The sequence below is a fragment of the Arcanobacterium urinimassiliense genome (genome assembly GCF_900119495.1).
GTDB lineage: Bacteria > Actinomycetota > Actinomycetes > Actinomycetales > Actinomycetaceae > Arcanobacterium_A > Arcanobacterium_A urinimassiliense.
In genome coordinates this window covers 197,925-221,479 of record NZ_LT632435.1, presented here as the reverse complement: position 1 = coordinate 221,479, position 23,555 = coordinate 197,925, and the positions used below count along the sequence as shown (strand labels likewise).

The window sequence follows — 23,555 nt, the reverse complement described above, 5'->3', positions numbered from 1 at the left end:
GTGGCGAATAGCGAGGAAGGGCGAAAACTCACCGAGGCACATCGGAAAAAACAAATAGTGCTAGGTGAGCAGACTGAGCGAAGAGTCAAAGCGTTAGCTAAATACGTTAACGAAGAGGACATTTCTGGCTCGTGGCGGTGGCGTCTCGAAGTTCAACGTGTAACCGAGGACGGGTTTAATCGTTCGCGTGACTATGCTGCAACCTATGTGGATGAGTATTCTCTTGCGGAGACTGGCTGGAGGGAGGATATTCGCCTACCAGTGTATGACCGGGCGAAAACGGATGAAGCTATCACTGTGTTGGGTGTGGCTGGGATTAAGGCAGGTATCCGCTCAGGAAGCCCATATAGGCGGGCGGTTGATAAGGCTTGTAGTCGTTTAGCGGCTCACTGTGGTCAGTTGGCTTTAGCTGGTGGCCGTAATCTTATTGATATTACGGTGAAGTATTCGGGGCGTGCAGGCGGCTACCGTCGGGTAACAGACGGGAAACCGTGCGCTTTTTGTGCCATGTTGGCTTCTCGTGGTCCGGTTTATTCTGAAGAGACGGCATTTTTTGAATCTCACCATCACTGTGGTTGTAGTGCGGAGATTGTTTACGGGGATTGGGTGCCATCTGATGAGGAAGCAGACTGGGCAGCCGTATATAAGGCTGCTGCCGGTATGGCTGATGATGCTGGAGAGCGTCGGTTAGCTCCGGTGCGTAAACATTTCAAAGAGCGAGATAATATTCTGTGGCGGATGCGGCGAATATCTCCGCAAATGTTTAGAGACGGGGTACCTGTTAAACAGGGTGCTTATAAGAAACATGTAAACAGGTTTTATGGTATTACTCAAAAATCTTCTGCTGCTGATATTGCTTTAACAGTATTTGGTAAACCAATTTCGCAGTCTTCTATCGCAAATATAAAAGGTCTGGGTTGTTTATCTAAAGGCGACCCTATAATGCCTTCTGAATCGTATAAGTTAGTTAATCCTAGTAAAGATGGGTTGAACTGTGTTAGAGCGTCGATTGCTATGGAGCTTAATGCACGTGGCTATCATGTAGTGGCTGCTCCAGGGGTTGCTCCGTGTATGAAAAAATTTGATACTGATATTTCGGCTATACATCAGTGGCGGGTTGGGGACAGGATTCCGAAACGGATGTGTAACCGTAACGCTAATCCTCTCTCTAAACAGTTAAGGGAATTAGAGGTTGGGGCACGCGGAATTATTTCAGGCACCTGGGAAGATAGTCTGGCTGGGCATACTTGGTTTTGGGAGAATACAGATTCTGGTGTTAACTATTATGATGGGCAAACTGGCGAAAAAGTGGGAAGTTTCTTATATAATAGAGGCATGATTCCTCGCACTGTACGGGCGTGGCGTTTAGATAATGCGGAACCTGTTGAGAATGTGCTTTGGACAATATTAGGGGAGAGCGATGATTAGTTTAGAAGAAGCAATCAAACTAGCTGAAGCACGCTTTCATGAAATGTTTAAGAATAGGCAAGTAGAGTTTTCGCATATTCTTGAAGACGATAACTACTATGCTTTAGGTAATGACGAAAAATATCGACTTATTGGTCAACCTGCTTTTCTAGTAGATAAAACTACCGGCGAAGTAATACCTTTTAACGCTAATCCTAATCATGGTTACGGAAAGCTAGTCCCTAAAATGCGAAAAATTAGATAAAAGAAGCCATTAAAAACTTTTAACCAGCACGAACTAAAAACAGTTTTGGTTTGTGCTGGTTTTATTTTATCCACCCCTCTTTTCAGGGGTGGATATTTTTATACGAAAAAACCTTATGCCCTTTAGGAGGCAACCTTATGGATACCGAACAAAACGCTACCGCGACAGAAATGGAAGCGGAAAATATTCCCTTGGAGGAAAAAGAAAACACGATCGAGCAAGAAACCAGCCCAGAAGCTGATACTGAAGCTGGCGCAGATGTTGAATCTAGCTGGGATGTGGAGAAAGCTCGTGCAGTTATCAGTAAAAAGAATTCAGAGAACCGTAATCTGCGTGCCCGCGCTAAGGAGGCAGAAAAGCAGGTAAAAGACCTCTCCGAATATAAACAGCTCTACGAAACAGCAATGCAGAAAAATCTGCAAATGGAAGTCGCACTAGAAACCGCGCTTCCGCTAGAACTTGCTACACGCCTCAACGGGGGAAGTAAAGAAGAAATGCTAGCGGATGCGGAAAAGCTTCTCAAGCTTATTCCCCGCAACCATACGAGTGTTTCTTCCCGGCCTCGCCCGTTAGACGGAAAAACCAAAAACACCGGGCAAGATAAAGAAACAACTGTTGAAGAGCTAACGAAACTAATGTTCGGTAACTAAAAAACTATTCTTTAAGCCGCTTAAAAAGCGGCTTTTAACATTTTAAGGAGAAAATATTATGGCAAACAGCCTTTACACCCCGAAAGAAGCCGCCCTGGCTTCTTTAACCGCCCTGCGGTACTTGAGCATTCTGCCGCGTACCGTAAACCAGAATTATTCTCAAGAAATGATTCCTGGCCGTGGCGCAACCATCGATGTGAAAAAGCCTATTAGTGCTGGTGAAGCGAAAGTATATACGAAAGCAAACCGGGACGCCGGTGAAGCTATCGGATACAACGATCTAAGCGAACCGTTTGTTGCCGTGAAGCTGGAAGACCAGCTCTATAATGCGGTAAAAATTAACGACTTTGAAGGCACTTTCACCATTCAAGATTTAGCTACGCAAGTGCTGCGTCCACAGGCTGAATCCGTGGTAGATAAGCTCCCCACCCCGCTTATTGCGCAAATGGTGGCTATTCAGAATGATAAAAAGAAGCCGATTGAGGATATTAAGCAGGATGGCTCTAACGTTTTGAAGTCGATTATTGCTGCTCGTGCCGTGCTTAATAAGCGTAAAGTGCCGGCCGCTAACCGGTATTTAGCTATTGGCGCAGATGTGGAAGCTCTGCTGCTTTCTGTTCCGCAGCTGCAGAAGATTAATGAAGCTGGTGACGGCGGGGACGCTTTACGTCGAGCAATTATCGGAAACCTGTTCGGCTTCACGATCGTGGCTGATGCGTCTCTCCCGGCAGATAAAGCTATCGCTTACGAGCGGGACGCTTTCACTTTTGTTACCCGCACTACCGCTATCCCGCAGGGTGCCGCGAAAGGCTCTATAGTAGCTCAAGACGGTTTCTCGCTCCGTTGGATACAGGATTATGATCCGGATTATTTCGTAGACCGTTCTGTTATTGACACTTTCTACGGTGCGGCAACTTTGGATGCTGACCGTGCGGTGGCGTTCAAACTAGCAGCAGCCTAAAAAGGGGATTTTTGTAGAAAAAGAGGATGAATAACATGGGTGAATTTTTTGGCCTCACTGTGCAAGATCTAGGTGATTTTGTAGGTGAGGAAATAAGTGAAGCCGTCGATGTGAAGCGGGCAGAATGGTGTTTACGCCAAGCTGCTGGGCTGGTTGAGATGGAGCTTGCTGGTAAAACTTTCCCCACCGGGAAAATACCTGTAGTGGTGCAAAACGTGACTATCGCATGCGCTTCCCGCGGGTACACGAATCCGGGCGGTTATTCATCCGAATCTGCGGATGATTGGTCAGGCTCCAATGCGCCTATCCGAGAAATGGGTTTCTATCTTACTGGTAGTGAGAAAGCTTCCCTTTCTCGGATAGGCGTTTCCTCTACCGGAATCGGTTCTATATCGGTAGCACGTGAAGACTTACAGCCTAGTACTTCTACCGGGTATGTGCCTTTCCGTAGTGTTAACCGGTTTCCTTGGTATCAAAACTAGGGGGTGGTTTTTGGTGCGGCGGATTAGTTGGCAGGCAAAAAAACAGGCAGAGCGTGCTTATAGTATGCGACTGCAAGTGTTGCGTCCAGGACGAGAGAAAAAGCTCAACCCGGACAGTTTGAAAATGGTGCCGGAGTTACAGAGTGTGTGGGTTGGTGTTGGGAAAATTGCGCCGGTGCAGTCTAGTGAAAAAGTAGAAGTAGCTGGCTCTGTGTTTCCTTACACGGGTCTCATGCTGCATATTCCGGTGTCTGCCCCGGATTTGTGGCCGGGAGACATTGTCGAGATTTTATCTGACCGTTTTGGTGGTATGGCTGGGCGAAAGTTTAGTGTACGTCAGGCTGCTAGGCAGAAGACGCATGTGACGGCTTTACGTGTTCCGGTTGAGGAGGTGAGGGCTGCTTATGGCGGAGATGGATATTGATATGCGGGAAGTGCGGAAATTTGCGCATGATTTAGGCCGTGTCGATGAGCGTTTAGCCCGCTGGGTTGTGCCGGTGGTGCGGAAAGCGGGCGTGAATGTTAAAAAGTCGATGCAGGAAGATTTACGGCAATCTTCCGATAGAGGCTTCCGGCATATAGCTAACACTATAAGCTATGACCTTACTCTTGAAGACAAAATAGTCGAGGTGGAGATAGGGCCAGACAAGCCGCGTGGTGCGTTAGCGAATGTGGCTTATTTTGGTACTTCCCGTGGTGGAGGTACTGTGCGTGACCCGGTAAAAGCCGGTGAGGAAGAAGCCCCGAATTTTATCCGGGAGTTAGAAAAAATAGCGGAAGAAATCATAATCAAATGAAAAAAATAATCCGTAACCTGCTACCTGCCACTGTCCTTATTTTTGAGGGTAGTGCTGCGGGAGCCCAGTTTGAAAAAGACCTTCCCTATGTTCTAATCCTCACCGGGCTCGGAGCCCGCTCCGATGAAGAAACCATCCTCGGCCGGGACACCACCCAGATAGAGCTAAGACTCCGGATAGTCGGTGAAGATAAAGAATCTATCCAGGCTATCCAGTCTCGGCTCCGTGCTGGGCTAGATAGGAAAACTTACCGCACCGGCTATGGTGTGCACGATTTTATTCTCACTGACACCACGCCACTAATAGTGGATGAGAGTGCCTATATTCCTGGACGTGGCGGGTACCCAGTTTTCGCAGATGATATCTACATTCTCTACACACAGAAAGAAGAAAAATGAAAATCCAAGTTTTAAATAGCCGCGGAGAACGGCAATGGATACCCTCGCATTGGGTAGACCATCCGATTCTTGGAAAAGAATTCACCACCCTAGATGGTGAAAAGCTCACGCCCGTACCGGAAAAACTACCGGTAAAGGGAAAACAAAAAACCAATCTGAAGGAGAAAAATAATGCCTAAAACTATCGCGGACGGGCGAATACTATTAACGCTTTTAACCGTCAAGCCGGCTAAACCGGATGCGCCCACAGTTCAAGAACTAAAAGCAGGGAAAAAGATTTCCTGCCGAATCATGAAATCCGACTACCAACTCGGCGCAGCCGGATCTAACACGATTACCGAAACTGAGCTCTGTAACCGTGGAGAAGGTCAAGCATTCGGGCTTTCCACCTACTCAGGGAATCTCTCGGTCTTCCGCTATCTTGACGATGCTGGTGTGGCTAGTCAGGAAGATGATTTCGCTTGGGAAGCTTTGAAAGAAAAAGGCACCCAGGTGTGGCTCGTGGAGCGGGAAGGCCCGCTCGAGTCTAAAGAATGGGCTGCCGGGGATGAGGTTTCTGTATATGAGGTTACTACTGATGACCCGCAGAAGCCGCAAGACCGTTTCGCTGGCTATATTAAGCGCGTTATTCCGCTTGCTGTAGGTGCAGCTTGGGAAAACGTGAAAGTAGCAAGCTAAAAAAGCGTGAGAGAAGTGGGATAGCTTTTTTTTGAAACCTTTCTGTTCCTTTTCCTTTCAAAAAACTCTATTCCCACTTCTCTCCACCCCCTTTTTCTGTTTGTGTCGTTTTTTTGTAGAAAGAAAAAGTTTTATGAGCCTTGAAGATGAACTCTCCATAAGTGAAACTAGCCCGGTTAGTGAAGATTTAGGGAAAACTGAGCGGGAAAAGAAAATAGAAATAGATGAAGAGTTAGAAAATTTTGATTTTCAAGCTTTCCTCGCTACTGCCCGCAGAAACTCCACCACGGTACGCCTATATTCACGCGGAGATCTAAACTACAAAATCGCGTTAATCCGCAACCAGGCTATGGAAGCTATGCAACGTGGAGACGCGGCAGGGGTTAAAACCTGTACAGAAAAGCTAGAAAAGCTTCAAAAAGAATATTTAGCTTCCTATCTGGATATAAAGATTGAGGAAGCTTCTAAAGACGAACAGGCTGTCTTTTTACAAAAAATTAAAACCGAACATGGCGTTTTAGGGGAGAAAGAAAAAACTCTCCATCTTATAGCTGCCCAGATTGTAGAGCCGAAAGGCCTCACCGGGGATGACCTGGTGCATCTTTCTACCGTCATGCCGGTACAAATTTCCGAACTCGTGAAAGCCTGGGCAGAACTACAAAAACTAGAAATAGACGGCCTACCAGTTTTTTAGCAAGCGCTCTCGGACTACCAAAAAATAGAGGAATTCTTTTGGAGTTACAGAGCGCAAAAAATTGGGGCGTGCGCCCTACCGTGTTTCTGGGTTTAGAGCCAGAATCTAGCGGCTGGACTACCCTAGATAGGCTTCTAACCTGTGCATTACAGATTTTTGAACAGAGTCTTTGCCCGGATTGCCGCCAACCCGCCCGGCTAGCTTTCGACGCCGACCTGGACGGCTGGTTCGAAGTAGACGACACGATTATTTGCTGTAGTTGCGCAGCTAAAGAACGCTATATGAAAGATGTTAAAGACCCGGAGCCGGGGCTAAAAATTGGAGTGCGGCTAGATCCAAACTGGCGCAGATAAAAAGGTTGCCACATTTTTTTTGAGGAGTTTTCACAAAAATGAGTAGTAATAAAACTATTTCAGTAACTATGCGGGCTAATGTTGCCGATTTTAAGGCACAGGTGCGCTCTGCGGAAACTTCTCTAGACGATTTAGTGAAAAAAGCAGATAAAACTAAACAAGTCGCTTCAACAGGTTTGGGCCGTATGGCGCAGTCAATGGAGTATCAGCGGGCACAGTGGACTGCTGCGGGTGCGGCTCTTACCGGGTTTGGTTTGGCTGCGGTGGGAAGTTTAGGTGCCGCGGCTAAAGCGGCAGTAGATTGGCAGTCGGCGTTCGCTGGTGTAAAGAAAACTGTTGATGGTACGGATGAAGATTATGCGAAGTTGAATGGTGAGTTGCGGGAGATGGCGCGGACGTTGCCGGCTTCTCATAAAGAAATAGCGGGTGTTGCGGAAGCGGCCGGCCAGCTAGGGATACAGAAAGAAAACATTGCTTCTTTCACCCGCACCATGATTGACATGGGCGAATCCACTAATCTTTCCGCAGAAGAAGCAGCTACCACGCTTGCCAGATTCGCCAATATTATGGGTACTTCGCAAGACAAATTCCCTAACTTGGGTTCTTCTATTGTGGCTTTAGGTAATAATTTTGCTACGACGGAGCGGGAGATTGCTGATATGTCGATGCGGCTCGCTTCGGCAGGGAAACAGGCTGGGCTTACTGAAGGGGACGTTTTTGGTATTGCGACGGCCTTGTCTTCGGTGGGTATTGAGGCGGAAGCTGGCGGTACCGCATTTTCTCGCGTCATGATAGAAATGCGAAACTCGGTAGATACCGGAAATTCTAAGCTGGAGGTTTTCGCTAAAACCGCAGGAATGACTACAAAAGAATTCCAGGCAGCGTTTAAGAAAAATGCGGGCGGGGCTATCACTTCTTTTGTGCAAGGTTTAGGGAAAATATCTAAATCTGGTCAGTCTATCCAGCCGATACTTCAAGATCTTGGTATGACGGATGTGCGGGTAGGGAATGCATTGCGGTCTTCCGCTTCCGCAGCTGACCTTTTCTCTAAAGCTATGAGTATGGGCAATCAGGCTTTCAAAGAAGGGGCCGCGTTAGGAAACGAAGCAGAACAACGCTATAAGACGGTGGCTTCCCGTGTTGAAGTTTTGAAAAACAACCTCACTGATATGGGCATTTCGATAGGGTCAATCATTCTGCCGATTGTGGGCCCTATCGTGAGTTTCCTGGCAGACATGGCCGGTTTTATGGCTAAACTTCCAGGCCCTATTCAAGGAGTAGTAGGAGCCCTCACCAGTCTAGGTGGCGTAATGACTTTAGCTACGGGCGGTTTCCTACTTTTAGCCCCGCGAGTAATGGAAACTGTGAGTGCTTTCAGGGCTTTGAAAGCTGCTGATATTCCTTTCATTTCTAGAGCTATATCCATGCTAGGGAAAAGCGCTAAAGGCGCCCTCATTAGTAGCGGTATAGGTTTAGCCATAGTGGCGTTAGGGACGGCGTTTTCGTATCTTTCAGGGAAAACCGCTGAAACAAAACAAGCCCAAGAAGAACTCGGTTCCACCCTTGACCAAACCACGGGCGCGATAACTGACCAGAGTCTGCAGGCTTTAGCGGCGGATGAAGATTTACAAAAAATGGCTAAATCTTATGAGAAAGCTGGCGGGCACGCGTCAGATTTTTGGAAAGCCATAGCTGGAGATAAAAACGCTATCGAAACCGTACACCAGCTACGCGACCAGGTAAATCAAACTAACGCAGAATTGAATAAATACAACACTAGTACCATGCAGGCGCAGCGTTATAGTACAGGCTGGGCTGATGCGGTAGATGAAAAAAATAAGGCGATGTCGGAAGAGCGGCAAAAAATTCTAGATTCGAATACTGCTCTCGGATATATGCGGGATTCTTACGGTGAAGCAACTACCGCGGCGGGAGAAATGGCAGACGCATCAACTGCGAATGCTGACGGTCTAGATCAGGTAGGTGACTCGGCTGCCGGGGCGGCAGAAGATTTAGGAAAATATTTAGAACAGCTCGCTGAAGCCGCCGGAATAAATTTGAGCGCAGACGAAGCAGCTATCAAATATAAAGATAGTTTAGAGAAAATTAATGAAGCTCTTAATGCTGGTGTGGGTGCTAGCGCGGAAGGGACGAAAGCGCAAAGAGAAAATCAACAGTCGTTGATTGATTTAGCGAAAGATTCTCAAAAAGTTGTCCAAACCTACTATGCCCAGAATGGCGCAACTGACGAACTGGCAGCTAAAACTCATTCGGTAGCGCAAGATTTTATTAATACGGCTACTCAGATGGGTTTGACTGGTGATGAAGCGGTTGCTTTAGCTGCTAATTATGGGCTTATCCCTGACACGGTGCGCACTAAAGCTGATTTTGATAAATGGAAGGCATCTAACGACATTACTGGGCTGAAGAAGCAGATGGAGAGCGTGGATGGGAAAGTAACAAAATCTAAGCATGTGCATGATATTTTCCAGAATATTCATGAAACGATTACCCGCATTTTTGGCGGTAGTAGTGGTGGTCATGCGACTGGTGGGCTTATAAAGGGCCCTGGCACTAGCACTTCAGATTCTATCCCTGCTCGCCTATCTGATGGGGAATACGTAATCAGGGCGGCCGCGGTTCAAAAATACGGTACAGAACTTTTCCATCAGCTTAATAGCATGGCGGTGCCGAAATTCGCGGCAGGAGGATATGTTTCAGCTCGGAAAAATCTTCCCCCTACCGTGCAGGTGGCTGCGCCGTCTTTCGAAGGAGCAGTAGTGCAAGGCCAGTTGCGGCTTTCTGAGGAAGGCTTTTTTGAACTAGTTGATGGGCGTATCGCTGCCCATCCGGGTGTGCGTGCAGCTGACGGGCTGGCTGGGAATATTGGTAGGTATTCAAGAATGATGGGAGTGTAGAGAATGGCTATAGTGTGGGGTGCCGCTAATGGCGCGTATCGTCTTGGTGTGCAGGCTACGCGCCTGTCGCAGTCGGCTACTGAGGAAGTGTGGCGGGGCGAAGTTTTTTTGCAGAAGACTTCGGCTACATGGAACGCTTCGGTGCAGACACACGTATCCGGCAGTTTTACTTTTAATGGCTCTACTCCGGTGGTGGCTGGCGGGGATGTGCAACGGCTGTGGGTGGAAGACAAAAAATTTACCCGCCAGGCCGGTGTAGAATCCGGCGGCCGGATAACCGCCTCCATCTCCGGTTTCCATTACAGTGTGCCAGGCGCAGAAGTAACCTTTAAAGTCGCACCCAGGGCACCTAGCAACATGCCCGGGCCTACTAACGTTACCGCGAAATATGCCGACGGGCGCGTCGTCCTATCGTGGAACCGGAACACTACAGGCGGGGTGCAGGTTGGGCATTTCAATATCGACCGGCGGAAAGAAAATGGTGCCTGGGAAGGCTTCCGGGTAGTAGCACCCGCCACCGCTGCCAGCTACAGCATCACCGACACCGGCGTACTGCCGGGCGAGCGCTATCAGTACACTGTTTTCCAGGTGAACGCACAAAACCTGAAACTATTCGGCGCTACCATGTCGAACTGGGTGGACACAGCTCCGTTTGCCCCGGCTAACGTGCAGGCCACTAGATCCGGTAGCGATATTGAGCTATCGTGGCGGAATCCTAACAACAATACGGCGCTTTCCTACAGTATTTTTGAAGGCAGCACTCTGATAGCGGGAGATATTCCTGCTAGCGCCACCAACTGGCTTATCCAAGCCCCTACCCCGACCAAGCCGCATAAGTATCAGATTCAGGCTATAACCGAGAACGGGCTGAAATCCGAACTGGCCGAATCTAACAGTGTGCTTTTACTGGCTGCCCCGAATGCTCCGTTGGTTGTTGCGCCTACGGGCGGGTATTACCCGGCGGGTGAGCCGGTAAAATTCGAATGGTCACACCAACCGGTAGACGGTACGGAGCAGCGGCGTTTTTCTATCCGGTACCGCACTAACGGCGGCACCTGGACAGCCATAAACCAGCAGACCTCTAGCAGTAGCTACGTTTTAAATAAAAGCTTCACAGATGGCACACGGTTAGAATGGCAGGTTTGCACGCAGGGCGGGCATGAGACGTTTTCGCCTTATTCTCCTTTGCAGGTTTTAGAGATTGTTGACCGGCCTTCGCTGCGTATTTTGTATCCGGGGCAGGGAAGTAAAATAGATAAAGCTTCCACGATGGTGGTTTTGCTTTCGGATGTGGATGAGCCGGCACGGTGGAAAATAGAAGCAAAAAGTAGTGATGGGAAGTTTGCTAAAACTGGTTCGGGCTATGGTACGCCGGCGATAAAGTGGGAAATCACCGACCTACCCAACAAAACCACGGTAAACCTAGAGGCGGTTATTTCTTCCCGCGTAGACTCCATCCCCGCTACTTCGACTTTCACGGTAGAATACGCAGCACCCCTGATACCGTCGCTTACTGCTTCCTGGAGTGAAAACGCCTCCATAAACCTTAAAGTAGTTAATCCGGCTGGGGGCGTCAGTGTGGATGAGAATCTTATCCAACGCTGGGACAGTACGAAAGGCTGGATAACAGTAGGGTCTCTAACTGCCGGGCAGGAAGCAAACATTTTCACCGATTATCTTCCCCCTACTATGGGGTCGGTGAAATATCGGGCGGTGGCAGTGAGTCGGCAGCTATCTACCCGGTCTTTCTCTACACCTTTAGAGCTAGAGGAATGCCCGTTGAAGGGTATTTTCTTCAATTGGGGTGCAGGCTGGCAGTCTTTCAGCCAGCTACGCTACAACCCAAGCATGGATACTAGGCACGGGTTCTATACAGATAAAACCTACGTACTGGCTGGAGATAGCCTGCCGACGGTGGTGCGCGGCAAAGCACACTCACGTGTACAGCAGTTGCGGGGTATGTTGATTCCGCAAAAAACCTCCGAACCAGATGTACAAAAACAGCTTGAAGCTATCCGCGCTTTAGCGGCATATCCGGGGGTGGTTGCTCTCCGGACGGTAGACGATCAGGTGCGTTTTGGTGTGGTTTCTGATGTTTCGTATGTTCGGGAAATCTGGGGCGGATACACTGTGTCGCTTACCCACACTGAAACTAAAAACGAGGAGCAATAAAAATGAGCGTGTTGGTGGAGGATTATGAATTTTGGTTGCTCGATTTATATTTGCAGCCTATCCGGAAACTAGCGGCTACCGGCGGACGAATAACCGGAAACGTGAACGCGCAAATCCGCTGGTCAGGCGAAACAACCATAACCGAAACCAGTATTACCTCTACTGCTTGGAATGACTACCGGATACAAGTAAAACGCGTAGACCTAACAAACCCGGAGGCTCCGGTGGTTTCTTCGCTAGGTGTTTTCGCAGTAACCAGTACAAAAAATCAGGATGGGGGAAGCGAAAACGACACCACCCAGCAGCTACAGTTTTATGACTTGACTTCTTTCCTTGCTGATTCTGCAACCGCACAAACCCTCACTATCCCAGCCGGCACCGACGTCATAGCACAAGTCCAACAGTTGTGCAGTGAGGTTGCTGCCTTGCAGGTGATTGTTGACCCGGATGCAGGGATGGAACGGCTGCGCTCTCCACTCACTTTCGAACCGGGCACCACTAGACTAAAAATAGTGAATGAGCTGCTACGGGCGGGCGGCTTTTTCGCCATCTACACCGATAGTTTAGGCCGGCTCCGGTGTAGCAAGTATGCGCCACCGGAAAGACGCCCGGTTGTCTACACTTTCAAAGATAACGAGCTGCATAAAAGGCATCTTCCGGGGTTAGCGTGGGATGAAGAAATACTGCGACCTAATGAGGTTATTTGCCACTCCACTTCTACAGGGGATAAGCCGGGCATGATAGCGATAGCAAGAAACGAGAACCCTGAATCGCCTTACTCGTATCAGCGGCAACACCGCTGGATAACCCGTAGCGAACAGAATGTTGAGGTTACTTCGCAGGCAGTACTGGACGCTTACGCACAGCGGCTTTTACAGACCGGGGTGAGCGGGAAAGTATATAAGCGCGAAATGCTCTACACGCCACTGGATCTAAACGCTGTGGTGCGAGGTGAGAACGATGGCCTAGAGGTGGTAGAAAATTTGAGCCTCGACTGCACCCCCGGCGCGCTACTGCAGGTTACATCTAGGCAGGTAGGAGTATAAAAAATGCTAGACAACAACCCACTCACAACACTATTGAAACCTCCGGTGGAGCAGGATGCGTGGCGGTGGGGAACAGTAACCGCCCTGACCCCTCTAGCCGTACAAGTCGACGGCGACAATAAACCGCTCTTAACTGACCCGGATGTGCTTTGCCCCCTCCAGGTAGGAGATAGGGTACGCATCCATATTTCTGCCCGGAAAGCCTGCATTATTGGAGTAAAAACACCAACAGGGCAGGTCATACCAGAGAATTCTTTGCGTATTCAAGGCCACTGGTACCAAGCTAGCGGCATCCAACCCTGCCCATCATACCGGTGGGGATACTCCGGCTCCGACTGGGTAGCAACCACCCTATATATGCCCCTGCCATACAAGCCTCCCGCCGGGTACGGCTTCGCCTACAGTATTTTGAAAACAGGCGGCTTCACACTAGCCCAAACAGGGCAACCCACCGGAAACAATACACAAGTGCGCTTATTGAATTACAAGCATAATGCTCCTGCTATTGAATCCCTGCAGTGGCAGCTCGTCAAACAATCCTAACGAAAGGAAAACCTATGGCCTACGCGACCGCCTATGAAATATACGAAAATATAGACTTCAGAAATCGTGTTTTTGTTGCTCTTACAGCCTACTTAGATACTGGTGAGGCTCCCGAGTCCTGGTATTTTCGGCAGGGGCTAAAGCTTGCTTCGAGTGAAGAAATCGTAAAAAAATGGGAAAAAACTAAAACAACCCAGCCGTATCATTCCCGGCTAGGATACGACGAAAACGTCATATCCGACGCGATGATTAAGACTGCTGTGCTGGCTATACTCAATCCGCCTACAAAGACGGACGCTGAAGTACAGACCGAATCGAGAGGAATATAAAAACTATGACAGAAGTAATTATTGCACTCGGCGGCGGCGTAGGCATCGCAGCGATTATTACCGCGCTCGCAGCCCTACTGAAACGCTCGAAACAAACCATGCAGGAACTCTCCCCAGATCATGGCGGGAGCCTGAAAGACCAGGTGGAATGGTTGGTTGAGGCGTTTAAGGCGGAGCGAAAATATCGGGAATCAGAGCGAGAATCCACGCACGAAATACGCGGGCTGTTAACCTCACGTGTGGATGGGCACGATAGGGAGATTAAAGAGTTAAAGGCTGGTCAGAGCCAGATTTCTGCGCAGGTGGAGAGTATCGGGCAAAAAATGGATAGTCTCACGTCTACGATTTCTCACCAAAACTAGCTATTAGAAAATATGTTTATTGCCGCTCCTCTAGGGGGTGGCTTTTTTAATACCCGAAAGGAGGGTGTTTATGGCGTATAGGTATGAAACGCAGTACGATTCACCGAACTATGAGCCTGGCCGGGAAGGCAACCGTATCCAAGGTATAACTATTCACCATTGGGGCTATGACGGGCAATACCATGACGATGTAATACGCTTTCTCTGCCGTCCAGGCGGAAAAACTTCCGCGCATTATGTTGTATCGGGCGGGCGCGTAACTTGTATTATTTCGCCGGAAAATACTGCCTATCATGCCGGGACTTGGGCAGCAAACTTGCGCCAGATAGGTATTGAGTGCCGTCCAGAATGTTCTAGAGCGGATATGGAAACGGTGGCGGAACTAATAGCTGATTTACGGAAAACTTACGGCTATTTGCCTCTCTCACCGCATAAACGGTTTTTCAATACTGCTTGTCCGGGTCGGTGGGAATCGAAGCTCGGTTGGCTCGATAAACGGGCGGAAGAAATAAGAAACGGAAAGTCTACACCTACACAAAACACTGGTGCGGGTGGGGAAGATAGAAGGAAGAAAAAAATGCGAAATGTTGGTATTTATTGGAAAGCTAGCGATGGTAGCGTGAAATGCGCTATCCTCAACACTTCTAGCGGGTTCTGGGCAGCTCATTCTAACGGAAACAAGTTCCTAGCCTCGTATAATAATCCTCTTGCGATAGCGTTTGATACGCCTTCGTGGGCGGAAGTTACTGAAGCTCACGCTGCCGTGTTGCAGGCACGCTGTGAGCAGGTACGGAAGGGAGCATAGAGTATGAGTACTACTATTGTTTCTTTAGCTTCTATCCCTGCTGTGTTGGCGTTGGTTAATTTGGGTAAGTCGCTTGGTGTGAAAGGTAAATGGGCAGCCTTATTGGCTGTGTTGCTTGGTGTAGGGCTGGCTATAGCACAGTACGCGCTTGGCAGTTTCGGCTGGTATCAAGCAGCCGTGCAAGGCATTATTCTGGGTCTTTCTGCTGCTGGTTTGTATGATATGAAAACTACTGCCGGAGAGCCGGAAAGTGTAGCACCCGATTTTATTCCTACCATCAGCGATAACCTAGCAGAGCTAGAAATGGCTAGCCTAGAGCGTGAGCCGAAGCATTTAGCTGAATAAAATTTTTGTGCCCTACTGGCTGCGCCTTCTATAGGTGTGGCTAGTAGGGCACTATTTTTATGCTTAAAACACTATGTGACCTACTTCACTAAAGTGTGTGCGTTATTCTCTTGCAATGTTACATGATGTCGCATATACTTATATGCACAAGGAAGAAAACAACTTCCCCCTAACACCAAAGGAAAAGGAAAGAAAATGCTTGTACACATCAATAAAAAATTCATCGACAACGGCGATATTTACGAAATAGTGCCGGACTTCGACCGCTCCGAAGGAATCACCACCTACACCACATACCTCTATGATGAGGACGGGATACTTGCTATAGCTGGTACTAATAATTCGCAAGAGTTTCCACACTTCTACCGACTAGGCTGGACTAAGGCAGAAGTAAAAGCCGATATTAAAGAATCTTGGACAATCGTAAAAGAGCGCTACATACATCTAGATGATTTAAGAACTGCTTTCGAAGATGAAGAACTCGAAGATTATTTCGACGACCTAAAAACTTGGACTATTCTACCGACTGAAGAAGCTTTCGTTACTTGGCTTTACCGCGAATTTATCCCCGCATGGGAAGCAGGCGAAACTAACGAGCTTTTAGCTCAAAAGGTAGAAACCTTTAAGGCGGATATCGCGCAAGATTCTCAAAAAATCCAAATAGTAGAGGAGTAAGTGAATGGATGGAGCTACATTACGTGCCTACAGGCAATTTCTTGGAATAGGCCAGGAAGATTTAGTCGAAAGGCTAGGCTATAAAGACCGGAGGACGATTACTAGATGGGAGAACGGTTACTGGCCTATCCCGCCCGAGGCTGCCGCACAAATCGAAAAACTTTATCTAGATAGGATAGATGAAATCGAAGACTGTATAGATCAGACAGAAGCTTTTATCGGAGAAACAGATAGTGGGGAGCCAGAAGAGATAGTGCTTTCTATCTATCGCTCTGCTTCTTCGTATCGACGTGGCATGGGAGAAGACGCGAAATTAATGTCTTGGAGTGAGCATAGTGCTAAAGTTGCTACGCTTTGCGCTAGGCTTACCGCGCTCGGATATATGGTGCGGGTTGAGTACGTGGTTGAAGAACGTTAATGTGACCTACTTCACTAGAATATATGCATTATCCTCTTGCAATGTTACATGATGTCACATACACTTATAGACATAAGGAAGAAAACAACTTCCCCCTAACACCAAAGGAAAAGGAAAGAAAATGACAAACCGCAACGAACATATCGAAAATCTAGAAAATCTCATCAGTGACTACGAAGCAAAAACCTGGTTAAACCTCGACGCCTGGACCGAGCTACCGACCGAAGAAGTTTTTGAAGACTGGCTAGAAGACGACTTTATGCCCCTCTGGAAAAAACATTTTAACGAAGACTTTTTTGAAGAAGGTAATGCGTTACTGACTGCTTCACTAGATCGTCTTGACGATATAATGGACAGCGACAGCGCCCCTGCCCATATCCAAACTGTTAAATAAAAGTCTCTCGAAGCTGTAAANCGGCTATTTGCCTCTCTCACCGCATAAACGGTTTTTCAATACTGCTTGTCCGGGTCGGTGGGAATCGAAGCTCGGTTGGCTCGATAAACGGGCGGAAGAAATAAGAAACGGAAAGTCTACACCTACACAAAACACTGGTGCGGGTGGGGAAGATAGAAGGAAGAAAAAAATGCGAAATGTTGGTATTTATTGGAAAGCTAGCGATGGTAGCGTGAAATGCGCTATCCTCAACACTTCTAGCGGGTTCTGGGCAGCTCATTCTAACGGAAACAAGTTCCTAGCCTCGTATAATAATCCTCTTGCGATAGCGTTTGATACGCCTTCGTGGGCGGAAGTTACTGAAGCTCACGCTGCCGTGTTGCAGGCACGCTGTGAGCAGGTACGGAAGGGAGCATAGAGTATGAGTACTACTATTGTTTCTTTAGCTTCTATCCCTGCTGTGTTGGCGTTGGTTAATTTGGGTAAGTCGCTTGGTGTGAAAGGTAAATGGGCAGCCTTATTGGCTGTGTTGCTTGGTGTAGGGCTGGCTATAGCACAGTACGCGCTTGGCAGTTTCGGCTGGTATCAAGCAGCCGTGCAAGGCATTATTCTGGGTCTTTCTGCTGCTGGTTTGTATGATATGAAAACTACTGCCGGAGAGCCGGAAAGTGTAGCACCCGATTTTATTCCTACCATCAGCGATAACCTAGCAGAGCTAGAAATGGCTAGCCTAGAGCGTGAGCCGAAGCATTTAGCTGAATAAAATTTTTGTGCCCTACTGGCTGCGCCTTCTATAGGTGTGGCTAGTAGGGCACTATTTTTATGCTTAAAACACTATGTGACCTACTTCACTAAAGTGTGTGCGTTATTCTCTTGCAATGTTACATGATGTCGCATATACTTATATGCACAAGGAAGAAAACAACTTCCCCCTAACACCAAAGGAAAAGGAAAGAAAATGCTTGTACACATCAATAAAAAATTCATCGACAACGGCGATATTTACGAAATAGTGCCGGACTTCGACCGCTCCGAAGGAATCACCACCTACACCACATACCTCTATGATGAGGACGGGATACTTGCTATAGCTGGTACTAATAATTCGCAAGAGTTTCCACACTTCTACCGACTAGGCTGGACTAAGGCAGAAGTAAAAGCCGATATTAAAGAATCTTGGACAATCGTAAAAGAGCGCTACATACATCTAGATGATTTAAGAACTGCTTTCGAAGATGAAGAACTCGAAGATTATTTCGACGACCTAAAAACTTGGACTATTCTACCGACTGAAGAAGCTTTCGTTACTTGGCTTTACCGCGAATTTATCCCCGCATGGGAAGCAGGCGAAACTAACGAGCTTTTAGCTCAAAAGGTAGAAACCTTTAAGGCGGATATCGCGCAAGATTCTCAAAAAATCCAAATAGTAGAGGAGTAAGTGAATGGATGGAGCTACATTACGTGCCTACAGGCAATTTCTTGGAATAGGCCAGGAAGATTTAGTCGAAAGGCTAGGCTATAAAGACCGGAGGACGATTACTAGATGGGAGAACGGTTACTGGCCTATCCCGCCCGAGGCTGCCGCACAAATCGAAAAACTTTATCTAGATAGGATAGATGAAATCGAAGACTGTATAGATCAGACAGAAGCTTTTATCGGAGAAACAGATAGTGGGGAGCCAGAAGAGATAGTGCTTTCTATCTATCGCTCTGCTTCTTCGTATCGACGTGGCATGGGAGAAGACGCGAAATTAATGTCTTGGAGTGAGCATAGTGCTAAAGTTGCTACGCTTTGCGCTAGGCTTACCGCGCTCGGATATATGGTGCGGGTTGAGTACGTGGTTGAAGAACGTTAATGTGACCTACTTCACTAGAATATATGCATTATCCTCTTGCAATGTTACATGATGTCACATACACTTATAGACATAAGGAAGAAAACAACTTCCCCCTAACACCAAAGGAAAAGGAAAGAAAATGACAAACCGCAACGAACATATCGAAAATCTAGAAAATCTCATCAGTGACTACGAAGCAAAAACCTGGTTAAACCTCGACGCCTGGACCGAGCTACCGACCGAAGAAGTTTTTGAAGACTGGCTAGAAGACGACTTTATGCCCCTCTGGAAAAAACATTTTAACGAAGACTTTTTTGAAGAAGGTAATGCGTTACTGACTGCTTCACTAGATCGTCTTGACGATATAATGGACAGCGACAGCGCCCCTGCCCATATCCAAACTGTTAAATAAAAGTCTCTCGAAGCTGTAAATTAGACCTCCCTAGAGGGGGACTTTTAGAAAAGTTTATTATATCTTAGCTGGTGGAGGCGGGATAGGGTTCGAATCCCCCATCCTCCGCCAGCCACCCCGCTGAATCGTTGATTTGGCGGGGTTTTCGCTTATTTTAAGCCAAAAAACGACGGCGGCGCTTTAGGTAAAATTGAGTAAGTTTTTGGCAATTTTAAGGCTCTAGGGGGTACAGAAGGGGCACAAGAAAAAACGGAGAAGGGACACTATCTAGGGGTCCAAAAAAGACACAAATAATATGCGTGCGGCGGGCAGCTTAGAGAAACTGCCCGCCGCACGTATCAATTACCGAGTTTTTAACTCCGCATTAGTAGCAGTAAATCAATCTGCTCGGCGAGAACGCATCCCGATACCGGCACCCATTAGCGCAGCTGCCAAGGCAAATACTCCAGCCGCTCCCGGAGCTCCCGTCTTCGGTAACTTACCAGTAGTAGCAGTAGTCTTGCCATTATCAGCAGTTGGAAGCGGGCAACCCCGCTCATTTACCTTTGTGCCTGCCGGAGTACCTGGGCAATCATCATCTTTATCCCGTACTCCATCTCCATCTTCGTCGTTCCAGATATCTACCACAGCATCGTCAATTACATGCTTGCTGTCTGCAGTTTTAACAGTGAGGAGAATCTTATCGCCGTCTTTCGCATTCTTCGGAGTCACTCGCAGAGCATCTTTCACTCCATCTGCGCCCGCGGCAAATTCCGCTTCACCATTGCCCTTCACCACAATCTGAGCGCCGGCCGGAAGTTTCGTAACTTTTCCTGCTACCGGATTTCCTTGATAATCCACTAGACCTTTATCTCCCACATTGGGCAGATCAATCGGAGTCTTTACATCCGTGACGCCGTCATTCCACTTCGGAAGCGGGCAGCCATCATTGAAATCTGGGCCAGCTACCGTGGGGCAAAAATCTTCTCCAGTTTGCGGATTATCTGGATCATCCGGATCCGGCAGACCATCTCCATCGGTATCTTTCAATACCGTAAACGGCGCTTTTCCGGTACGCACGCTACCGTCTTTGAAGGTAACTTTCATCGGAATAAAGAGATCTTTGCCAGCCTGTTCCGCTGTAGTCTGCAAAGTGATTTTCCCCGTCTCCGCATCAATACTTGCCGTGCCCGGAGCAACTGCATCAGCCGCTGCCGCCGCCAGCTCGTACTTTACTACCTGCTTCTTTACTTCTGCCGAATTAGCCGTACTACCTTTGGCATCAGCAAATTCTGGCTCTCCCGATACTGCAGATTTACCGGGGGAGACCTTCGTCAGCTGGTAAACAGGTGTATTGGCAATTGCCGCAGTAAAGGAATCCGCAGCTAGCGCAGAACCACGCTTACCATCTGCATAAGTGTAAAGAGTAGCCGTATAAGAAGTAGTACCCTCGAGGTCATCCGCTACTTTGTAGTCGCAAGAGGGAAGCTTTCCATCCCCATCTGCACTTGCTACATCACAGGTTTGCACTACGGTACCAGTTTCGGTCTCTGTCCACTCAATTTGATATTCCAAACCATTTACCGCTTTTATCGGTAAACCGCTGGTAGCTGTATGCGCAGTATCACCCGGCTGTGCATAGTTATCCGTAATATCGTACGGATAGACATCAAAACCGCTTGATTCGGGCGTGAAGCTCAGATTTCTTTGATTTATATTCCACACATCCCAAGAAACAGATTTACCCATATAGCCATTCATATGCCAAGGGCTGGTAATTCCTACTCCTGGAGTTTGCGAGGTAGAAATAAATAGCCAATCGTCATTAATATGCTTCTGCTCGCCCACGGGGGTAGCTCCCCAAGATCCGGCATCTGCACTCGGCGCCAAGGTATGGAGACGATTTACTTCTTCTTGAGTCCACAAACCGCCTACTTTTGCTTTCGTATCCCAAGCTAAGCCCCAAATACCTTTGAACTGGGCTACATACTTCCCAGTAGCCGGATCACTCTCCACCGCTACCGACTCTGCTATCCACTTTTCTTTGCCCTCTTTGGCCATTTCCCGCTTAATCCAATTTTGCAGCTTTGCTTCCCAGACGGAATTCCACTTCAAAGCGCGAATCTTGCCATCAAAACCAATTGCAGCTGGGCCGTCGGAATAAATGCGCTGTAGAGCGTAATCAGAAAGATAGGAAATAGTGACTTTTGAATTTGCCGGAATATCGGAAGAATTCTTCGTATTAATATTCGACCAAGATACCCCGCTGACCAAACGATTTAGATTCCAGAAAACTGTGCCTTCAATAAATCCACCTGCTTGTTTCGCTTCCGTGGCCGCTGGATTATCTAAATGCATTATCTCCGGTTTAGGAGCTTCCCCGAAAGCGATAAGTACGTTCGTTAATTTCTTAGTAACGAGATTCCAATCTGCTCGATTCGCCACATCCGTAATCGGTGCATTTGGCCAAAGAGTGCCCATGGTGTAGTTATAAAGCACCGCATAGGTCTTATTATCAGGGTTCTCCGCCCACACTCTTACTTTCTCAGCTTGGCCGAGCATCGGATTGGCATCAAATTCCAGCTTCTTTGCATTGGCCATATTCACCGGCTGCATAGCGATATTAAATTCACCGTTTTCATCGGTAACGGCCCAGTAAATAGGAGAAGCTCCGCGCTTTTCCACCCATTGGGCATATACGCGCACGCCTTGCATCGGTATTGGCCGAGCTGCCGACTTTATTCCGTCATTAAGTGCACCCCCGCGCCGAAAGAGCACAGTACCGGAAATGCTGTTCTTTGCATCTTTCTCGGCAGGAGATTCAATAGTCTTCGCCTGCGGCGCGCCCGGAGTGAAAGTGAGTACGGTATCTTCTTCCGGACTCTGGTATATACCATCCGCATTGTTACCTGGTGGAGCAGCTTGTGCCTGTGTAGCAAAAATTCCACAACTTAACAAGGCTATACATCCCAAAAAAGCAGCAGCTTTCATAGAAATCGCTCGGGTGAATCGCTCCTCCCGCAAACGGCTAAATCTCGCTTTCATTTTCTCCCCTAATAAATGCGATACAAAGCAAGACACTTATTTAATCGTGATCACCAGTGATCTTGTGTCTAAAACTCGATAACAATTTATATTTAATTTTTCACTCCTTGGCACTCCTGCCTGGCGCGCCAAACTATGCCGCAGCTAACTTTTACCGCCCGCATATAGTGACTTTCGCTACTATTCTGTACCAAAAAGGGGGTCTCGTCAATTTATTTAGGACTTTCGGTCTCAAATTAAAATTAAGTTAATTGTTAAAACTATTGAAATTAATTTAGTACTTTAAGTATCATACAATTGTGCAACTTTCTGATATTCAACAAGCTATATTGCAGCATCTGCAAGAACTCAATTCTTGGGCAGATATAAACTCTATTGCCCAAACTATCGACGTACACCCAAATTCGGTACGCAATGCACTGCGAAAATTGAATTCCTACGGATACATTGAGCGCAGTCTCCAGCGAGACGGAAATAAAGGCCGCCCGCTCTTCATCTACCGCGCCGCCACCGGCCAGCTTCCTTTTTTTGAAAGAGTAAATTCCTCTATCGCCACCGGTGGCCCCAACGAAAAAGCTCTCCTAGAGGCGCTTCTACGCGGAGAATACTATGGCAGCCTGAGCGATTCCCCGAATCTAGAAGCTGATGTAGCCAACACCTTGCGCCGCATGGGAATGGAAGTACATCTCGAGAAAGATAATATCTGTGTAGTTTCTCGTTATTTCTACGACCTAGAGAGCATAGTTCCCGGAATTCAAGGGCGGACTTTTAAATTCTTTATTCAAGAAGCTATCGGAGAGCGCGGAGTCGTAGAAGTAGTCGATTCTTTCAGCTCTGCGAGTTCACATACTTCCGTACTGCAAATTCATACTTTTTAGCGCTGCTTTCTAGATACTGAATTTTCTATACACCCTCCCCAGAAGCTAATTCTCACTTTCTACCTACCTTCACTACTTTTCCTGATATAGATTAGAAACTGTGAAAACTACTGAGCCTTCCTCATCCGAACGCACCGCTTATCAGCAGCACCGCACCGCGCGGCAAATACGCCTATTTACCCGAGTAGGTGCAGTAATGGTGTGCCTGCTCTTCCTCAATACTCTTTTTTGGACGGGCGTCCTTCCTTTTCCTTTCCACGGCCTAGCTAAGGAAACTTCTTCGCAGCAGCTGATTCCTTGCCCACCGAAGAATATGCAGGAAAAGAAGCTAGCAGAAATAACTGCCAAAGTATTTAATGCCGGAAGTGAAAGTGGCTTGGCGGGAGAAGTAGCTGAAGCCCTCCAAGATCAAGATATACAAGTGACAGAAGTAGGAAACTGGGAAGGCCCAGCTGTAACTGCTCCGGTACTGCTGATTGCTACAAAAAAGAATCTCGCTGCCGCCTATACTTTGCGTGCCTTCTTTCCTGATGCCACTATTCAGCTAAGTGACGAGAAAAAACTCGATTCAGTAAATATAGTAATTGGCAATAACTGGGATTCCATGCATAAAAATCCGCAAGAAAAAGACTTTCAAAAAGCGGCAGAGCCGCCCTCAGGTTGTGTGGAACCTTAAAGAGCAGCTCTGGCGCAGTTAAGAATAGCGCAGAC

General features: G+C 47.7%; 31 protein-coding genes. 30 read left to right on the top strand and 1 reads right to left on the bottom strand.

What is annotated here, in order from left to right; all coding sequences use genetic code 11:
* The 28 genes from BQ7117_RS01060 (at position 1) to BQ7117_RS00925 (ending at position 18,942) form a co-directional block, all read left to right on the top strand.
* Positions 1–1,428 carry a VG15 protein gene (locus BQ7117_RS01060; RefSeq protein WP_073995810.1) on the top strand — a complete coding sequence of 476 codons (1,428 nt, stop codon included), beginning with the start codon at positions 1–3 and terminating at the stop codon, positions 1,426–1,428.
* Complete coding sequence (locus tag BQ7117_RS01055; protein WP_073995809.1) at positions 1,421–1,672, top strand: hypothetical protein; 252 nt, start codon at positions 1,421–1,423, stop codon at positions 1,670–1,672. The genes BQ7117_RS01060 and BQ7117_RS01055 overlap by 8 nt, the downstream gene beginning before the upstream one ends.
* 137 nt (positions 1,673–1,809) lie before the next feature.
* Positions 1,810–2,322, top strand: coding sequence for a hypothetical protein (locus BQ7117_RS01050; protein ID WP_073995808.1), 513 nt, complete (start codon positions 1,810–1,812; stop codon positions 2,320–2,322).
* Positions 2,323–2,380: 58 nt separating this feature from the next.
* The gene (locus BQ7117_RS01045; protein ID WP_073995807.1) at positions 2,381–3,283 is read left to right on the top strand and encodes a major capsid protein; all 903 of its coding nucleotides are present in this window, start codon (positions 2,381–2,383) and stop codon (positions 3,281–3,283) included.
* Between the two features lie 26 nt (positions 3,284–3,309).
* Positions 3,310–3,765: a hypothetical protein gene (locus BQ7117_RS01040; RefSeq protein ID WP_073995806.1), complete on the top strand. Its 456-nt coding sequence runs from the start codon at positions 3,310–3,312 to the stop codon at positions 3,763–3,765.
* 13 nt (positions 3,766–3,778) lie between these two features.
* Positions 3,779–4,189, top strand: coding sequence for a DUF6093 family protein (locus BQ7117_RS01035; protein WP_237563077.1), 411 nt, complete (start codon positions 3,779–3,781; stop codon positions 4,187–4,189).
* The gene (locus BQ7117_RS01030; RefSeq protein ID WP_143273936.1) at positions 4,170–4,562 is read left to right on the top strand and encodes a hypothetical protein; all 393 of its coding nucleotides are present in this window, start codon (positions 4,170–4,172) and stop codon (positions 4,560–4,562) included. Before BQ7117_RS01035 ends, BQ7117_RS01030 begins: the two co-directional genes overlap by 20 nt.
* Positions 4,559–4,960 carry a hypothetical protein gene (locus tag BQ7117_RS01025; protein ID WP_073995803.1) on the top strand — a complete coding sequence of 134 codons (402 nt, stop codon included), beginning with the start codon at positions 4,559–4,561 and terminating at the stop codon, positions 4,958–4,960. The genes BQ7117_RS01030 and BQ7117_RS01025 overlap by 4 nt, the downstream gene beginning before the upstream one ends.
* Positions 4,957–5,139: a hypothetical protein gene (locus BQ7117_RS01020; RefSeq protein WP_073995802.1), complete on the top strand. Its 183-nt coding sequence runs from the start codon at positions 4,957–4,959 to the stop codon at positions 5,137–5,139. Before BQ7117_RS01025 ends, BQ7117_RS01020 begins: the two co-directional genes overlap by 4 nt.
* Positions 5,132–5,638, top strand: coding sequence for a phage tail tube protein (locus BQ7117_RS01015; protein WP_073995801.1), 507 nt, complete (start codon positions 5,132–5,134; stop codon positions 5,636–5,638). Before BQ7117_RS01020 ends, BQ7117_RS01015 begins: the two co-directional genes overlap by 8 nt.
* Before the next feature lie 133 nt (positions 5,639–5,771).
* Positions 5,772–6,332, top strand: coding sequence for a hypothetical protein (locus BQ7117_RS01010; RefSeq protein ID WP_073995800.1), 561 nt, complete (start codon positions 5,772–5,774; stop codon positions 6,330–6,332).
* Positions 6,333–6,370: 38 nt separating this feature from the next.
* Complete coding sequence (locus BQ7117_RS01005; protein ID WP_073995799.1) at positions 6,371–6,685, top strand: hypothetical protein; 315 nt, start codon at positions 6,371–6,373, stop codon at positions 6,683–6,685.
* A 38-nt stretch (positions 6,686–6,723) separates the two neighbouring features.
* On the top strand, positions 6,724–9,603 hold the full coding sequence (locus BQ7117_RS01000; RefSeq protein ID WP_073995798.1) for a phage tail tape measure protein: 2,880 nt from the start codon (positions 6,724–6,726) through the stop codon (positions 9,601–9,603).
* A 3-nt stretch (positions 9,604–9,606) separates the two neighbouring features.
* Positions 9,607–11,775 carry a fibronectin type III domain-containing protein gene (locus tag BQ7117_RS00995; protein WP_073995797.1) on the top strand — a complete coding sequence of 723 codons (2,169 nt, stop codon included), beginning with the start codon at positions 9,607–9,609 and terminating at the stop codon, positions 11,773–11,775.
* Between the two features lie 2 nt (positions 11,776–11,777).
* Entirely contained in the window at positions 11,778–12,821 is a 1,044-nt protein-coding gene (locus tag BQ7117_RS00990) for a hypothetical protein (RefSeq protein WP_073995796.1), read from the top strand.
* Between the two features lie 3 nt (positions 12,822–12,824).
* Positions 12,825–13,364, top strand: a complete 540-nt coding sequence (locus BQ7117_RS00985) for a hypothetical protein (protein ID WP_073995795.1) — start codon at positions 12,825–12,827, stop codon at positions 13,362–13,364.
* 14 nt (positions 13,365–13,378) lie between these two features.
* Positions 13,379–13,693 carry a hypothetical protein gene (locus tag BQ7117_RS00980; protein WP_073995794.1) on the top strand — a complete coding sequence of 105 codons (315 nt, stop codon included), beginning with the start codon at positions 13,379–13,381 and terminating at the stop codon, positions 13,691–13,693.
* A 5-nt stretch (positions 13,694–13,698) separates the two neighbouring features.
* A complete protein-coding gene (locus BQ7117_RS00975) occupies positions 13,699–14,055 on the top strand; it encodes a hypothetical protein (RefSeq protein ID WP_073995793.1) in 357 nt (118 codons plus the stop codon).
* A 70-nt stretch (positions 14,056–14,125) separates the two neighbouring features.
* Entirely contained in the window at positions 14,126–14,860 is a 735-nt protein-coding gene (locus BQ7117_RS00970) for a peptidoglycan recognition protein family protein (protein WP_073995792.1), read from the top strand.
* A 3-nt stretch (positions 14,861–14,863) separates the two neighbouring features.
* Positions 14,864–15,205: a hypothetical protein gene (locus BQ7117_RS00965; protein WP_073995790.1), complete on the top strand. Its 342-nt coding sequence runs from the start codon at positions 14,864–14,866 to the stop codon at positions 15,203–15,205.
* A gap of 195 nt (positions 15,206–15,400) precedes the next feature.
* Positions 15,401–15,880, top strand: a complete 480-nt coding sequence (locus tag BQ7117_RS00960) for a hypothetical protein (protein WP_073995789.1) — start codon at positions 15,401–15,403, stop codon at positions 15,878–15,880.
* Between the two features lie 4 nt (positions 15,881–15,884).
* Positions 15,885–16,298: a helix-turn-helix domain-containing protein gene (locus BQ7117_RS00955; RefSeq protein ID WP_073995788.1), complete on the top strand. Its 414-nt coding sequence runs from the start codon at positions 15,885–15,887 to the stop codon at positions 16,296–16,298.
* 121 nt (positions 16,299–16,419) lie between these two features.
* Positions 16,420–16,692, top strand: a complete 273-nt coding sequence (locus BQ7117_RS00950; protein ID WP_073995787.1) for a hypothetical protein — start codon at positions 16,420–16,422, stop codon at positions 16,690–16,692.
* Between the two features lie 190 nt (positions 16,693–16,882).
* Positions 16,883–17,110, top strand: a complete 228-nt coding sequence (locus BQ7117_RS07810; RefSeq protein ID WP_073995791.1) for a hypothetical protein — start codon at positions 16,883–16,885, stop codon at positions 17,108–17,110.
* Between the two features lie 3 nt (positions 17,111–17,113).
* Entirely contained in the window at positions 17,114–17,455 is a 342-nt protein-coding gene (locus tag BQ7117_RS00940; protein WP_073995790.1) for a hypothetical protein, read from the top strand.
* A 195-nt stretch (positions 17,456–17,650) separates the two neighbouring features.
* On the top strand, positions 17,651–18,130 hold the full coding sequence (locus BQ7117_RS00935) for a hypothetical protein (RefSeq protein ID WP_073995789.1): 480 nt from the start codon (positions 17,651–17,653) through the stop codon (positions 18,128–18,130).
* Positions 18,131–18,134: 4 nt separating this feature from the next.
* Positions 18,135–18,548 (top strand): helix-turn-helix domain-containing protein, encoded by a 414-nt coding sequence (locus tag BQ7117_RS00930; RefSeq protein ID WP_073995788.1) that lies wholly within the window; start codon positions 18,135–18,137, stop codon positions 18,546–18,548.
* A 121-nt stretch (positions 18,549–18,669) separates the two neighbouring features.
* Positions 18,670–18,942: a hypothetical protein gene (locus tag BQ7117_RS00925; RefSeq protein WP_073995787.1), complete on the top strand. Its 273-nt coding sequence runs from the start codon at positions 18,670–18,672 to the stop codon at positions 18,940–18,942.
* Between the two features lie 378 nt (positions 18,943–19,320).
* Here the strand turns inward: BQ7117_RS00925 and BQ7117_RS00920 are convergent, their stop codons facing one another.
* Positions 19,321–21,966, bottom strand: coding sequence for a YPDG domain-containing protein (locus BQ7117_RS00920; protein ID WP_073995786.1), 2,646 nt, complete (start codon positions 21,964–21,966; stop codon positions 19,321–19,323).
* A gap of 299 nt (positions 21,967–22,265) precedes the next feature.
* Between BQ7117_RS00920 and BQ7117_RS00915 the strand changes: the two genes are divergently transcribed.
* Together BQ7117_RS00915 and BQ7117_RS00910 are read left to right on the top strand one after the other, a co-directional pair.
* Positions 22,266–22,844, top strand: coding sequence for a helix-turn-helix domain-containing protein (locus BQ7117_RS00915; RefSeq protein WP_073995785.1), 579 nt, complete (start codon positions 22,266–22,268; stop codon positions 22,842–22,844).
* Positions 22,845–22,944: 100 nt separating this feature from the next.
* Positions 22,945–23,520 carry a LytR C-terminal domain-containing protein gene (locus BQ7117_RS00910; protein ID WP_073995784.1) on the top strand — a complete coding sequence of 192 codons (576 nt, stop codon included), beginning with the start codon at positions 22,945–22,947 and terminating at the stop codon, positions 23,518–23,520.
* Positions 23,521–23,555: the final 35 nt, after the last annotated feature.

Bases quoted from the DNA above. Each gene is read 5' to 3' on its own strand.
- BQ7117_RS01055 (WP_073995809.1), top strand. From the start codon at position 1,421: ATGATTAGTTTAGAAGAAGCAATCAAACTAGCTGAAGCACGCTTTCAT.
- BQ7117_RS01050 (WP_073995808.1), top strand. From the start codon at position 1,810: ATGGATACCGAACAAAACGCTACCGCGACAGAAATGGAAGCGGAAAAT.
- BQ7117_RS01045 (WP_073995807.1), top strand. From the start codon at position 2,381: ATGGCAAACAGCCTTTACACCCCGAAAGAAGCCGCCCTGGCTTCTTTA.
- BQ7117_RS01040 (WP_073995806.1), top strand. From the start codon at position 3,310: ATGAATAACATGGGTGAATTTTTTGGCCTCACTGTGCAAGATCTAGGT.
- BQ7117_RS01030 (WP_143273936.1), top strand. From the start codon at position 4,170: ATGGCGGAGATGGATATTGATATGCGGGAAGTGCGGAAATTTGCGCAT.
- BQ7117_RS01025 (WP_073995803.1), top strand. From the start codon at position 4,559: ATGAAAAAAATAATCCGTAACCTGCTACCTGCCACTGTCCTTATTTTT.
- BQ7117_RS01020 (WP_073995802.1), top strand. From the start codon at position 4,957: ATGAAAATCCAAGTTTTAAATAGCCGCGGAGAACGGCAATGGATACCC.
- BQ7117_RS01015 (WP_073995801.1), top strand. From the start codon at position 5,132: ATGCCTAAAACTATCGCGGACGGGCGAATACTATTAACGCTTTTAACC.
- BQ7117_RS01010 (WP_073995800.1), top strand. From the start codon at position 5,772: ATGAGCCTTGAAGATGAACTCTCCATAAGTGAAACTAGCCCGGTTAGT.
- BQ7117_RS01000 (WP_073995798.1), top strand. From the start codon at position 6,724: ATGAGTAGTAATAAAACTATTTCAGTAACTATGCGGGCTAATGTTGCC.
- BQ7117_RS00995 (WP_073995797.1), top strand. From the start codon at position 9,607: ATGGCTATAGTGTGGGGTGCCGCTAATGGCGCGTATCGTCTTGGTGTG.
- BQ7117_RS00990 (WP_073995796.1), top strand. From the start codon at position 11,778: ATGAGCGTGTTGGTGGAGGATTATGAATTTTGGTTGCTCGATTTATAT.
- BQ7117_RS00985 (WP_073995795.1), top strand. From the start codon at position 12,825: ATGCTAGACAACAACCCACTCACAACACTATTGAAACCTCCGGTGGAG.
- BQ7117_RS00980 (WP_073995794.1), top strand. From the start codon at position 13,379: ATGGCCTACGCGACCGCCTATGAAATATACGAAAATATAGACTTCAGA.
- BQ7117_RS00975 (WP_073995793.1), top strand. From the start codon at position 13,699: ATGACAGAAGTAATTATTGCACTCGGCGGCGGCGTAGGCATCGCAGCG.
- BQ7117_RS00970 (WP_073995792.1), top strand. From the start codon at position 14,126: ATGGCGTATAGGTATGAAACGCAGTACGATTCACCGAACTATGAGCCT.
- BQ7117_RS00965 (WP_073995790.1), top strand. From the start codon at position 14,864: ATGAGTACTACTATTGTTTCTTTAGCTTCTATCCCTGCTGTGTTGGCG.
- BQ7117_RS00960 (WP_073995789.1), top strand. From the start codon at position 15,401: ATGCTTGTACACATCAATAAAAAATTCATCGACAACGGCGATATTTAC.
- BQ7117_RS00955 (WP_073995788.1), top strand. From the start codon at position 15,885: ATGGATGGAGCTACATTACGTGCCTACAGGCAATTTCTTGGAATAGGC.
- BQ7117_RS00950 (WP_073995787.1), top strand. From the start codon at position 16,420: ATGACAAACCGCAACGAACATATCGAAAATCTAGAAAATCTCATCAGT.
- BQ7117_RS07810 (WP_073995791.1), top strand. From the start codon at position 16,883: ATGCGAAATGTTGGTATTTATTGGAAAGCTAGCGATGGTAGCGTGAAA.
- BQ7117_RS00940 (WP_073995790.1), top strand. From the start codon at position 17,114: ATGAGTACTACTATTGTTTCTTTAGCTTCTATCCCTGCTGTGTTGGCG.
- BQ7117_RS00935 (WP_073995789.1), top strand. From the start codon at position 17,651: ATGCTTGTACACATCAATAAAAAATTCATCGACAACGGCGATATTTAC.
- BQ7117_RS00930 (WP_073995788.1), top strand. From the start codon at position 18,135: ATGGATGGAGCTACATTACGTGCCTACAGGCAATTTCTTGGAATAGGC.
- BQ7117_RS00925 (WP_073995787.1), top strand. From the start codon at position 18,670: ATGACAAACCGCAACGAACATATCGAAAATCTAGAAAATCTCATCAGT.
- BQ7117_RS00920 (WP_073995786.1), bottom strand. From the start codon at position 21,966: ATGAAAGCGAGATTTAGCCGTTTGCGGGAGGAGCGATTCACCCGAGCG.